20 protein-coding genes and 1 tRNA gene are annotated in these 10,114 nt (G+C 61.1%); 20 read left to right on the top strand and 1 reads right to left on the bottom strand.

Annotated features, from left to right (window positions below; translation table 11 throughout):
• From EDC62_RS13080 to EDC62_RS08495, 20 genes are all read left to right on the top strand, one after another.
• A partial coding sequence (locus tag EDC62_RS13080) for a hypothetical protein (protein ID WP_211330965.1) occupies positions 1-283 on the top strand: 283 nt, incomplete at its 5' end.
• Positions 270-638, top strand: coding sequence for a 50S ribosomal protein L14 (gene rplN / locus EDC62_RS08585; RefSeq protein WP_124222635.1), 369 nt, complete (start codon positions 270-272; stop codon positions 636-638). The genes EDC62_RS13080 and rplN, both read left to right, overlap by 14 nt.
• Positions 639-647: 9 nt before the next feature.
• Complete coding sequence (gene rplX, locus EDC62_RS08580) at positions 648-968, top strand: 50S ribosomal protein L24 (protein WP_124222634.1); 321 nt, start codon at positions 648-650, stop codon at positions 966-968.
• A gap of 2 nt (positions 969-970) precedes the next feature.
• The gene (gene rplE / locus EDC62_RS08575; RefSeq protein ID WP_124222633.1) at positions 971-1,510 is read left to right on the top strand and encodes a 50S ribosomal protein L5; all 540 of its coding nucleotides are present in this window, start codon (positions 971-973) and stop codon (positions 1,508-1,510) included.
• An 8-nt stretch (positions 1,511-1,518) separates the two neighbouring features.
• Positions 1,519-1,824, top strand: coding sequence for a 30S ribosomal protein S14 (rpsN, locus tag EDC62_RS08570; RefSeq protein WP_124222632.1), 306 nt, complete (start codon positions 1,519-1,521; stop codon positions 1,822-1,824).
• Between the two features lie 17 nt (positions 1,825-1,841).
• Positions 1,842-2,237 (top strand): 30S ribosomal protein S8, encoded by a 396-nt coding sequence (gene rpsH, locus EDC62_RS08565; RefSeq protein ID WP_124222631.1) that lies wholly within the window; start codon positions 1,842-1,844, stop codon positions 2,235-2,237.
• Between the two features lie 25 nt (positions 2,238-2,262).
• Positions 2,263-2,796, top strand: coding sequence for a 50S ribosomal protein L6 (rplF, locus tag EDC62_RS08560; RefSeq protein ID WP_124222630.1), 534 nt, complete (start codon positions 2,263-2,265; stop codon positions 2,794-2,796).
• Between the two features lie 11 nt (positions 2,797-2,807).
• Entirely contained in the window at positions 2,808-3,173 is a 366-nt protein-coding gene (gene rplR / locus EDC62_RS08555) for a 50S ribosomal protein L18 (RefSeq protein WP_124222629.1), read from the top strand.
• A 16-nt stretch (positions 3,174-3,189) separates the two neighbouring features.
• Positions 3,190-3,711, top strand: coding sequence for a 30S ribosomal protein S5 (rpsE, locus tag EDC62_RS08550; RefSeq protein ID WP_124222628.1), 522 nt, complete (start codon positions 3,190-3,192; stop codon positions 3,709-3,711).
• 19 nt (positions 3,712-3,730) lie between these two features.
• Positions 3,731-3,916, top strand: coding sequence for a 50S ribosomal protein L30 (gene rpmD, locus EDC62_RS08545; protein WP_124222627.1), 186 nt, complete (start codon positions 3,731-3,733; stop codon positions 3,914-3,916).
• A gap of 10 nt (positions 3,917-3,926) precedes the next feature.
• Positions 3,927-4,358 carry a 50S ribosomal protein L15 gene (gene rplO / locus EDC62_RS08540; protein ID WP_124222626.1) on the top strand — a complete coding sequence of 144 codons (432 nt, stop codon included), beginning with the start codon at positions 3,927-3,929 and terminating at the stop codon, positions 4,356-4,358.
• Between the two features lie 17 nt (positions 4,359-4,375).
• The gene (secY, locus tag EDC62_RS08535; protein ID WP_124222625.1) at positions 4,376-5,695 is read left to right on the top strand and encodes a preprotein translocase subunit SecY; all 1,320 of its coding nucleotides are present in this window, start codon (positions 4,376-4,378) and stop codon (positions 5,693-5,695) included.
• 7 nt (positions 5,696-5,702) lie between these two features.
• Entirely contained in the window at positions 5,703-5,921 is a 219-nt protein-coding gene (gene infA, locus EDC62_RS08530) for a translation initiation factor IF-1 (protein ID WP_124222623.1), read from the top strand.
• 39 nt (positions 5,922-5,960) lie between these two features.
• Entirely contained in the window at positions 5,961-6,074 is a 114-nt protein-coding gene (rpmJ, locus tag EDC62_RS08525; protein ID WP_124222621.1) for a 50S ribosomal protein L36, read from the top strand.
• 23 nt (positions 6,075-6,097) lie between these two features.
• The gene (gene rpsM, locus EDC62_RS08520) at positions 6,098-6,463 is read left to right on the top strand and encodes a 30S ribosomal protein S13 (protein WP_124222618.1); all 366 of its coding nucleotides are present in this window, start codon (positions 6,098-6,100) and stop codon (positions 6,461-6,463) included.
• A 19-nt stretch (positions 6,464-6,482) separates the two neighbouring features.
• Positions 6,483-6,887, top strand: a complete 405-nt coding sequence (gene rpsK, locus EDC62_RS08515; RefSeq protein WP_124222616.1) for a 30S ribosomal protein S11 — start codon at positions 6,483-6,485, stop codon at positions 6,885-6,887.
• Positions 6,888-6,970: 83 nt separating this feature from the next.
• A complete protein-coding gene (gene rpsD / locus EDC62_RS08510) occupies positions 6,971-7,594 on the top strand; it encodes a 30S ribosomal protein S4 (RefSeq protein ID WP_124222615.1) in 624 nt (207 codons plus the stop codon).
• Between the two features lie 112 nt (positions 7,595-7,706).
• Positions 7,707-8,699 carry a DNA-directed RNA polymerase subunit alpha gene (locus EDC62_RS08505; protein WP_124222613.1) on the top strand — a complete coding sequence of 331 codons (993 nt, stop codon included), beginning with the start codon at positions 7,707-7,709 and terminating at the stop codon, positions 8,697-8,699.
• A gap of 92 nt (positions 8,700-8,791) precedes the next feature.
• Positions 8,792-9,187, top strand: a complete 396-nt coding sequence (gene rplQ, locus EDC62_RS08500) for a 50S ribosomal protein L17 (protein ID WP_124222610.1) — start codon at positions 8,792-8,794, stop codon at positions 9,185-9,187.
• 16 nt (positions 9,188-9,203) lie between these two features.
• Positions 9,204-9,280 (top strand) — tRNA-Met (locus EDC62_RS08495).
• Positions 9,281-9,310: 30 nt separating this feature from the next.
• Here EDC62_RS08495 and EDC62_RS08490 read toward each other — a convergent pair.
• Positions 9,311-10,066 carry an FFLEELY motif protein gene (locus EDC62_RS08490; protein ID WP_124222608.1) on the bottom strand — a complete coding sequence of 252 codons (756 nt, stop codon included), beginning with the start codon at positions 10,064-10,066 and terminating at the stop codon, positions 9,311-9,313.
• Positions 10,067-10,114 lie beyond the last annotated feature (48 nt).

Raw genomic sequence — 10,114 nt, 5'->3', positions numbered from 1 at the left:
CTACAACGCCGAGCGCCGCACCACACCCTCGGCCAGCGTTCCCCGCTACCCTTCCTCCTGCAACATCAACCCGAGCGCCAAAGGTACTGGACTCAAACAAATGTTTGACCCACTTCTTTTTTGGTGCCATAATATGTGGCTTCGCTTTATTGGCGAACAAACATCTGCCCAGCACAAACACCTCGAGTGGTTCGGGGTGTGGACGACGGGCCCAAGACTGATCTGGCGCGTCCCCAGGGGCGCAACAGGTACAAGTTGGGAATATCAACATGATCCAGACTGAAACCCGGTTAGACGTGGCCGACAACACGGGCGCCAAGTCCGTCCTTTGCATCAAGGTGCTGGGCGGTTCGAAGCGGCGCTACGCCAGTGTTGGCGACATCATCAAGGTGAGCATCAAAGAGGCGGCTCCGCGTGGGCGCGTCAAAAAAGGCGAGATCTACAACGCCGTCGTGGTGCGCACCGCCAAGGGCATCCGTCGCAACGACGGCTCCCTGGTGAAATTCGACGGCAACGCAGCTGTGTTGCTCAATGCCAAACTCGAGCCTATCGGAACCCGCATCTTCGGCCCGGTCACGCGTGAACTGCGGACCGAGAAGTTCATGAAGATCGTCTCCCTGGCTCCCGAAGTTCTGTAAGGGCGCACCATGAACAAGATTCGTAAGGGCGACCAGGTGATCGTCATCGCCGGGCGCGACAAGGGCAAGCGTGGAACCGTGACGTCCCGCGTCGACGACTCGCATCTGCTGATCGAGGGTGTGAACCTCGTCAAGAAGCACGTCAAGCCGAACCCGCTCAAGGGCACGGTTGGCGGCATCGTCGAAAAAGCCATGCCGATCCACCAGTCCAATGTGGCGATCTACAACGCTGCCACGGGCAAGGCTGACCGTGTCGGTATCAAGACTCTGCCCGACGGCTCGCGTGTGCGTGTCTTCAAGTCCACGGGCGAAGAAATCAAGGCGGCATGATCATGGCACGACTGCAAAAGCTCTATCGCGAAAAAATCGCTCCGGAACTGATGGCTAAGTTTGGCTACAAGTCCCCGATGGAAGTGCCTCGCATCACCAAGATCACGCTCAACATGGGTGTGGGTGAAGCGGTTGCCGACAAGAAGGTCATGGACAACGCGGTCAACGATCTGGCAAAGATCGCCGGTCAAAAGCCCGTCGTGACCAAGGCGCGCAAGGCCATCGCCGGCTTCAAGATCCGCGAAGGTCAGCCGATCGGCTGTATGGTGACCCTGCGTGGCGTGCGCATGTATGAATTCCTCGACCGCTTCGTCACGATTGCGCTGCCGCGTGTGCGTGACTTCCGTGGTATTTCCGGCCGTGCTTTCGACGGTCGGGGCAACTACAACATCGGGGTCAAAGAGCAGATCATCTTCCCCGAGATCGAATACGACAAGGTCGACGCGCTGCGCGGGCTGAACATCAGCATCACGACTACCGCGAAAAGCGACGACGAGTGCAAGGCGCTGTTGTCTGGCTTCCGTTTCCCGTTCAAGAACTGAGGTGACCCGTGGCAAAGAAAGCACTGATTGAGCGCGAGCTCAAACGAGAAAAACTGGTCGCCAAGTACGCCAAAAAGTACGCGGAACTCAAAGCCATTGCCGGCGACGCCAAGCGCAGCGAAGAAGAGCGTGCCGCCGCACGTCTCGAGCTGCAGAAGCTCCCGCGCAACGCCAACCCGACGCGTCAGCGCAATCGTTGCGCCATCACCGGCCGGCCGCGCGGCACCTTCCGCCAGTTTGGTCTTGCCCGCACCAAGATCCGTGAGCTCGCGTTCGCGGGCGACATCCCGGGCGTCATCAAGGCTAGCTGGTAAACGGCAGGAGATTTGACATGAGCATGAGTGATCCCATTGCCGACCTGTTGACCCGCATCCGCAATGCGCAGATGGTGTCGAAGGCGACGGTCCAGATTCCTTCTTCCAAAGTGAAAGTGGCGATTGCCAAGGTTCTCAAGGACGAAGGCTATATCGAGGACTACAAGGTCAAGAGCGAAGGCGGCAAAGCCGAGCTCGAAATCGCCCTCAAGTACTACGACGGCAAGCCCGTCATCGAGCGCATCGAGCGCGTCAGCCGTCCTGGGCTGCGCGTTTACAAAGGCCGCGACGAGATCCCCTCCGTGATGAACGGTCTGGGTGTTGCCATCGTCACGACCCCCAAAGGCGTCATGACCGATCGCAAAGCGCGCGCCACCGGCGTCGGCGGCGAAGTTCTTTGTTACGTCGCCTGATCGCGGACTCCCGGAAGGAATAGAAATGTCCCGTGTAGCAAAAATGCCGGTCACCGTTCCCGCAGGTGTGGACGTGACCGTGAACCCGGAGGTCGTCAGCGTCAAGGGCGCTGGCGGCACCCTGAGCCTGGCCTGCCATCCGCTGGTTCGTATCCAGCTCGAGGCCGGAAAGATCACCTTCGCGCCGGCGAATGCTTCGCGCGAAGCCGATGCGATGAGCGGCACGATGCGTCAGCTCGTCAACAACATGGTCGTCGGCGTCAGCAAAGGCTTCGAGAAAAAGCTCAGCCTCGTGGGCGTGGGCTACAAGGCGCAGGCGCAAGGCAACAAGCTCAACCTGTCCGTGGGCTTCTCGCACCCGGTCGACAAGCTGATGCCCGAGGGCATCACGGTGGCGACGCCGGCTCCGACCGAGATCGTGATCAAGGGCGCGGACCGTCAACGCGTCGGCCAAATTGCCGCCGAGATTCGCGCGATCCGTCCCCCCGAGCCCTACAAGGGCAAGGGCATCCGTTACGCGGATGAGAAGATCGTCATCAAAGAGACGAAGAAGAAATAAGGAGCGGCACCATGTTGACCAAAAAAGAGCAACGTCTTCGCCGTGCGCGTCAGACCCGCATCCGCATTGCGGAGCAGGGTGTGGCTCGACTGACCGTCAATCGGACCAATCTGCACATGTACGCCAGCGTCATCTCCGGCGACGGCAAGCGTGTCCTGGCTTCGGCATCCACCGTCGAGCCGGAAGTTCGCGCCGAAATCGGAGCCGGCGGCAAGGGTGCAACCACCAACGCAGCCGCCTTGATTGGCAAGCGCATCGCCGAGAAGGCCAAGGCCGCCGGGATCGAAAAGGTTGCCTTCGACCGCAGCGGCTTTGCCTATCACGGTCGCGTGAAGGCTTTGGCTGAAGCGGCTCGCGAAGCCGGTCTGCAGTTCTAACGGATGGGATACAGCAATGGCTACTAAATTTCAGGCGAGAACCCAAGGCGACGGTCCCGAGGATGGGTTGCGCGAGAAGATGATCGCGGTCAACCGCGTCACCAAAGTCGTCAAGGGCGGCCGTATTCTCGGCTTCGCGGCCTTGACCGTCGTGGGTGATGGCGATGGCGGCGTCGGCATGGGCAAAGGCAAGTCGAAGGAAGTGCCTGTCGCCGTGCAGAAAGCGATGGAAGAGGCGCGCCGCAACCTCAAGAAGATCGAGCTTCGCAACGGGACGATCCATCACACGGTGTTTGGCCAGCACGGCGCTGCCAAAGTCATGATGGTGCCGGCCCCCAAGGGTACGGGCATCATCGCGGGCGGCCCGATGCGCGCCGTCTTCGAAGTGATGGGGATTACCGACATCGTGGCCAAGAGCCACGGCTCTTCCAACCCTTACAACATGGTTCGCGCCACGCTCGACGCGCTCCGCCACTGCAGCACCCCGTCCAAGGTGGCGGCCAAGCGCGGCAAGTCGGTCGAAGACCTGTTCGCCTGAACACGAGGGGATACGAAAAATGACGACGACACAACAAACCGTGAAGGTGCAGCTCGTGCGCAGCCCCATCGGCTGCAAAGAGTCGCACCGCGCGACGGTTCGGGGTCTGGGTCTGCGCCGCCTCAACAGCGTTCGCGAGCTCAAGGACACCCCCGAAGTGCGCGGGATGATCAACAAGATCAGCTATCTGGTCAAGGTTCTTTGAGAGGCTGAACATGGAACTCAATAGCATCAAGCCCGCCGAGGGCGCGCGTCACGCCAAGCGTCGCGTGGGCCGCGGTATCGGCTCCGGCCTGGGCAAGACCGCTGGCCGCGGCCACAAGGGGCAAAAGTCCCGCGCGGGCGGCTATCACAAAGTCGGCTTCGAAGGCGGTCAGATGCCGCTGCAGCGTCGGCTCCCCAAGCGTGGCTTCAAGTCGCAATCGCTGAAGTTCAATGCCGAGGTCACGCTCACGACGCTCGAGCGACTCGGCCTGGCCGAGGTGGACATGCTCGCCCTCAAGCAGGCAGGTGCCGTCAACGCCATCGCCAAGGTCGTTAAGGTGATCAAGTCCGGCACGCTCACTCGTCCGGTGAAATTGATCGGTATCGGCGCCACTGCGGGTGCCAAGGCGGCAATCGAAGCTGCCGGCGGTCAGGTCGCCTAATCGGGATCGGCTCCATCGTGGCGACTTCTTCCGCACAGCTCGCGAAAACCGGCAAGTACGGCGATCTTCGTCGTCGTTTGGTTTTCCTGTTGCTGGCCCTCGTGGTCTACCGGATCGGTGCGCACATTCCGGTCCCGGGGATCAATCCCGATCAGCTGGCGCAGCTGTTCAAGGGGCAGCAGGGCGGCATCCTGAGCCTGTTCAACATGTTCTCGGGTGGCGCGCTGTCGCGTTTCACGGTGTTCGCGTTGGGGATCATGCCGTACATCTCGGCATCGATCATCATGCAGCTGTTGACCTATGTCGTGCCCACGTTCGAGCAGCTCAAGAAAGAAGGCGAGGCCGGCCGTCGCAAGATCACGCAGTACACCCGCTACGGCACGCTCGCGTTGGCGCTGTTTCAGTCCTTTGGGATTGCGGTCGCGCTCGAGGCTTCGCCTGGCTTGGTGATCGACCCGGGGCTCGGGTTCCGGTTGACGGCGGTGGTCAGCCTGACGGCGGGGACCATGTTCCTGATGTGGCTGGGCGAGCAGATTACCGAGCGCGGGTTGGGCAACGGGATCTCGATCCTGATCTTCGCTGGCATCGCTGCGGGCTTGCCGAACGCGATCGGGGGCTTGCTGGAATTGGTCCGAACCGGTGCGATGAGCATCCTTGCGGCCATCTTCATTGTCGCGATCGTTTTCCTGGTGACTTGGTTCGTGGTGTTCGTTGAGCGCGGCCAGCGCAAGATCCTCGTGAACTACGCACGCCGCCAGGTGGGCAATCGTGTTTATGGGGGGCAGGCGTCTCACCTACCGCTGAAGCTCAACATGGCCGGTGTGATTCCGCCGATTTTTGCGTCGTCGATCATTTTGTTGCCGGCCACGGTGGTGAACTGGTTCAGCGCGGGCGAGTCGATGCGGTGGCTGAAAGATATCGCAGCGGCCCTGGCGCCCGGGCAGCCGGTGTATGTGACGCTCTATGCGGCCGCGATCGTGTTCTTCTGCTTCTTCTACACGGCGTTGGTGTTCAACAGCCGCGAGACCGCAGACAACCTCAAGAAGAGCGGCGCCTTCGTTCCTGGGATTCGGCCGGGCGAGCAAACGGCCAAGTACATCGACAAGATCCTGGCCCGATTGACGCTGGCGGGGGCGATTTACATCACCTTCGTCTGCCTGTTGCCAGAGTTTCTGATCCTCAAGTACAACGTGCCGTTCTATTTTGGCGGGACTTCGCTCCTGATCATCGTCGTGGTGACGATGGACTTCATGGCCCAAGTTCAAAACTACCTGATGTCGCAGCAGTACGAGTCCTTGCTCAAGAAGGCTAATTTCAAAACATCGCTCGGTGGTTGAAGCGCGTATGGCGAAGGACGACGTCATCCAGATGCAGGGGGAGGTCATCGAGAACCTCCCGAACGCCACGTTCCGAGTGAAGTTGGAAAATGGCCATGTGGTGCTGGCGCACATTTCGGGCAAGATGCGGATGCACTACATCCGCATCCTTCCGGGAGACAAGGTCACCGTGGAGCTCACGCCATATGACTTGTCGCGGGCGCGCATCGTGTTCAGGGCCCGTTGAGGTGCCGCAGATTCAATTTGAAGGTTCTAGGAGAAGAAAATGAGAGTTTCGGCTTCGGTGAAGAAAATTTGCCGCAACTGCAAGATCATCAAGCGCAAAGGCGTGGTGCGAGTCATCTGCTCGGATCCGCGTCATAAGCAGCGCCAAGGCTGATCATTAGGCATTGAAGGACGAACATGGCACGTATTGCTGGTATCAACATCCCGCCGCACAAGCACGCCGAAATCGGTCTGACGGCCATCTATGGCATCGGCCGCACCCGTGCGCGGAAAATCTGCGACGCCGCCGGCGTCGCCTACTCGAAGAAGATCAAAGATCTGACCGACGCTGAAATCGAGAAGATCCGCGATCAGGTTTCGCAGTTCACCATCGAAGGGGATCTGCGCCGCGAAACGACGATGAACATCAAGCGTTTGATGGACATCGGCTGCTATCGCGGTTTCCGTCATCGCCGCGGCCTGCCGGTTCGCGGCCAGCGCACGCGCACCAACGCCCGGACGCGCAAGGGTCCGCGCAAGGGCGCCGCTGCACTCAAGAAGTAATTCGGTTTGAAAGGCAATCATGGCTAAATCCCCCTCCAGCAGCGCGGCGGCTCGGGTTCGCAAAAAGGTTCGCAAGAACGTTGCGGATGGCATCGCGCACGTGCACGCATCCTTCAACAACACGATCATCACCATCACCGATCGCCAGGGCAACGCTTTGTCCTGGGCATCCTCCGGTGGTCAGGGCTTCAAAGGGTCGCGGAAGTCCACGCCCTTTGCCGCCCAGGTGGCATCGGAAGTGGCTGGACGCGCCGCGATGGAGCAGGGCATCAAGAATCTCGACGTCGAGATCAAGGGTCCCGGTCCTGGCCGCGAGTCTTCGGTTCGCGCCCTGGCCGCACTCGGGATCCGGATTTCCTCGATTTCCGACGTGACGCCGATCCCGCACAACGGCTGCCGTCCGCAGAAGCGGCGCCGGATTTGATTCTTCACACAAGTCCACCGCCAGGTCCGATCGGGCCTGGCTCCCGCGGCTGTCGTCGCGGCAGATGAACAAAGGAAAAGCAAGTGGCACGTTTCATTGGTCCTAAGGGCAAACTTTCCCGGCGCGAAGGCGCCGATCTGTTCCTCAAGAGCGCGCGTCGCTCGATCGGGGATAAGTGCAAGTTCGATTCCAAGCCCGGTCAGCACGGCCGTACCTCCGGGCAGCGGACTTCGGACTTCGGGCGGCAGTTGCGCGAGAAGCAAAAAGTCAAGCGCATGTATGGCGTCCTGGAACGGCAGTTCCGCCGCTATTTCGCCGAAGCCGACCGCCGTCGGGGCAACACGGGTTCGAACCTGTTGCAGCTGCTCGAGAGCCGTCTCGACAACGTCGTCTACCGCATGGGCTTTGGCTCGACGCGAGCCGAGGCTCGGCAGCTGGTCTCGCACAAGGCCATTTCGGTCAACGGTCAGACGGTCAACATCCCGTCGTACATGGTCAAGCCCGGCGACGTGATTGCGGTGCGCGAAAAAGCCGCCAAGCAGACGCGTGTCGTCGAGGCACTGCAGCTCGCGCAGCAGGTCGGTCTCCCGGCCTGGGTGGAAGTCGATGTCGCGAAGGCCCAAGGTGTTTTCAAGAAGGTGCCGGACCGCGATGAGTTCGGCGCCGACATCAACGAATCGCTGATCGTCGAGTTGTATTCGCGTTGATCCTCGCGTTCAACCGATCCGGTTGCACAGGGCCCTGGCGCATGCCTTGGCCCTGTGCGTGTTAGTCAGCCTTACCGGTGTAACGAGCCGGGGGTATTGAGAGGAAGATTGAATGCAAACCAATTTGCTGAAGCCCAAAACGATCAACGTCGAGCAGCTCGGCGGCCATCGCGCCAAAGTCACGCTCGAACCTTTCGAGCGGGGCTATGGCCACACGCTGGGCAATGCCTTGCGTCGCGTGTTGCTGTCGTCGATGGTGGGCTACGCCCCGACCGAAGTGACGATCGCGGGCGTGCTGCACGAGTACTCGTCGATCGACGGCGTGCAAGAGGATGTGGTCAACATCCTGTTGAACCTCAAAGGCGTGGTGTTCAAGCTCCACAACCGCGATGAGGTGACCTTGAGTCTGCGCAAGGACACCGAAGGCGTGGTGACCGCAGCCGACATCCAAACCCCGCACGACGTCGAAATCGTCAATCCCGATCAGGTCATTGCGACCCTGTCGCAGGGCGGCAAACTCGACATGCAGATCAAGGTCGAGAAGGGCCGCGGCTACGTCCCCGGCAACCTGCGTCGCTACGGCGATGAAGCGCCGAAGGTCATGGGGCGCCTGTTGTTGGATGCCTCGTTTTCGCCGGTCAAGCGGGTCAGCTACACCGTCGAGAGTGCGCGCGTCGAGCAACGTACCGATCTCGATCGTCTGGTGCTGGAAATCGAGACGAACGGCGCGATCAGTGCAGAGGACGCTGTGCGCGCGTCGGCCAAGATTCTGGTCGAGCAACTCGCGGTGTTTGCACAGCTCGAGGGCGGCGCTCTCAGCGCCTTCGAAGCGCCGGCTCAGCGCAGCGCTTCGGCCGCATTCGACCCAATTCTGCTGCGTCCGGTCGACGAACTGGAACTGACGGTACGCTCGGCGAACTGCCTCAAGGCCGAGAACATTTATTACATCGGGGATTTGATTCAGCGCACCGAGAATGAGCTGCTCAAGACCCCGAACCTTGGGCGCAAGTCGCTCAACGAAATCAAGGAAGTGCTCGCCTCACGCGGGCTGACCTTGGGGATGAAGCTGGAAAACTGGCCGCCTGCGGGTCTGGACCGGCGTTGATGTCGAAATCGTCCGGGCCGTAGGCCCGGGCGCGTCGCGGTACCTGATACGGCCGCGGTGAAAATAAAACCACTCGATTGAAAGGATCAAACATGCGTCACGGACACGGACTCCGAAAACTCAACCGCACTTCCGAGCACCGCCAAGCGATGCTGCGGAACATGATGAACTCGCTGCTGGAGCACGAAGTCATCAAAACGACCGTGCCGAAGGCTAAAGAACTGCGCCGCGTCGTCGAGCCGCTGATCACCTTGGCCAAGGAATCGAGCGTTGCGAACCGCCGCTTGGCCTTCAGCCGGCTTCGGAACCGCGAAATGGTCACCAAGCTGTTCGATGAACTGGGCCCGCGCTACAAGGCTCGTCCGGGTGGTTACACCCGCATCCTGAAGATGGGCTTCCGCGTCGGTGACAACGCGCCGATGGCCTTGGTGGAACTGGTGGATCGTCCCGAAACCGCCGCCGGGTCTGCCGAGAACGCCAGCGCGTGATATAATATTAGCCTATCGCGCGATGGAGCAGTCTGGTAGCTCGTTGGGCTCATAACCCAAAGGTCGGAGGTTCAAATCCTCCTCGCGCAACCAAATTCAAAAACCGACTTCGAGTCGGCTTTTTCAATTCTGGGTTGGCGCTTCGGTCGCCTGGATCGCGGGCGTGAGCACGGCAATGGCCTCGGTCTTCGGCCACTCGAACAAACGGGTGAGCCATTCCCGTTCCCGGTGCTCGATGACGTCGAGGAAGCGCTCGGCGCGGCCCCGCACCAATGCGAGGTCTTTGAAGGTGTGAAAGCCGGTTTCCAGAAAGCTTTGCAAGGCAGCCAGACCAGCCATTTTCGCGGGGCCGCGCATCGCTTTGAGCAGCAACAGGAGGCCCGGCGTCTGGGTGAGGCCGATGAGTTCGCGACCCAGCGCGAGTACCAGTTCGAGCTGGTGCCCGCGCTCGTGGGGTGCGCTGACGCGGCGCCAGGCTTCGACGTAGCGTTCCGCGGCCGGGGTGGTGTCCGATTGTTGTAACCACGCCAGGGCCATTTCGTGGTCGAGTCGCTCGCTGAGGCCATGGAGTTCGGCCAGTGCGACGGCGGTTTCGGTGGCCGCGGGCGGCAGCCACCGCTCCAGCGCGCCGGCGATGCGCCCGAACTGGAGATCACGCTCCCGGAAGTCCCGGTCGGCGTAGAGCTCGGTCAAGAAAAATGAGACTGCGGGCGCGTAGACAGGGTCGGCGGCAAGGTCGGCATAGGTGTGGGCAAAACGCCGGGCCTGCAGGCCTTTGATGGCGTGGATGGCCTCCCCGAGCGCCGGGGACAGGACGTGCGCCTCGCGCAGGCTCATGACGCCCGCGATGGCGGCGCGGATCTGCTCAGCGGCATGCATGGACCTGGAGTGTACGGCCCCCCGAGACGAGCCTGGCCCGCCAGCGGT

The sequence above is a fragment of the Tibeticola sediminis genome (assembly GCF_003843835.1).
Taxonomy (GTDB): Bacteria; Pseudomonadota; Gammaproteobacteria; order Burkholderiales; family Burkholderiaceae_C; genus Tibeticola; species Tibeticola sediminis.
This window is presented reverse-complemented; position numbering and strand designations above follow the sequence as displayed.

Excerpts from the sequence above, each read along its gene's own strand:
- rplO (WP_124222626.1), top strand. The coding sequence starts at position 3,927 with ATGGAACTCAATAGCATCAAGCCCGCCGAGGGCGCGCGTCACGCCAAG.
- rpsM (WP_124222618.1), top strand. The coding sequence starts at position 6,098 with ATGGCACGTATTGCTGGTATCAACATCCCGCCGCACAAGCACGCCGAA.
- rplF (WP_124222630.1), top strand. The coding sequence starts at position 2,263 with ATGTCCCGTGTAGCAAAAATGCCGGTCACCGTTCCCGCAGGTGTGGAC.
- rplX (WP_124222634.1), top strand. The coding sequence starts at position 648 with ATGAACAAGATTCGTAAGGGCGACCAGGTGATCGTCATCGCCGGGCGC.
- rpmD (WP_124222627.1), top strand. The coding sequence starts at position 3,731 with ATGACGACGACACAACAAACCGTGAAGGTGCAGCTCGTGCGCAGCCCC.
- infA (WP_124222623.1), top strand. The coding sequence starts at position 5,703 with ATGGCGAAGGACGACGTCATCCAGATGCAGGGGGAGGTCATCGAGAAC.
- rpsE (WP_124222628.1), top strand. The coding sequence starts at position 3,190 with ATGGCTACTAAATTTCAGGCGAGAACCCAAGGCGACGGTCCCGAGGAT.
- rplR (WP_124222629.1), top strand. The coding sequence starts at position 2,808 with ATGTTGACCAAAAAAGAGCAACGTCTTCGCCGTGCGCGTCAGACCCGC.
- rplE (WP_124222633.1), top strand. The coding sequence starts at position 971 with ATGGCACGACTGCAAAAGCTCTATCGCGAAAAAATCGCTCCGGAACTG.
- rplQ (WP_124222610.1), top strand. The coding sequence starts at position 8,792 with ATGCGTCACGGACACGGACTCCGAAAACTCAACCGCACTTCCGAGCAC.
- rpsH (WP_124222631.1), top strand. The coding sequence starts at position 1,842 with ATGAGCATGAGTGATCCCATTGCCGACCTGTTGACCCGCATCCGCAAT.
- rpmJ (WP_124222621.1), top strand. The coding sequence starts at position 5,961 with ATGAGAGTTTCGGCTTCGGTGAAGAAAATTTGCCGCAACTGCAAGATC.
- EDC62_RS08490 (WP_124222608.1), bottom strand. The coding sequence starts at position 10,066 with ATGCATGCCGCTGAGCAGATCCGCGCCGCCATCGCGGGCGTCATGAGC.
- EDC62_RS08505 (WP_124222613.1), top strand. The coding sequence starts at position 7,707 with ATGCAAACCAATTTGCTGAAGCCCAAAACGATCAACGTCGAGCAGCTC.
- rpsK (WP_124222616.1), top strand. The coding sequence starts at position 6,483 with ATGGCTAAATCCCCCTCCAGCAGCGCGGCGGCTCGGGTTCGCAAAAAG.
- rplN (WP_124222635.1), top strand. The coding sequence starts at position 270 with ATGATCCAGACTGAAACCCGGTTAGACGTGGCCGACAACACGGGCGCC.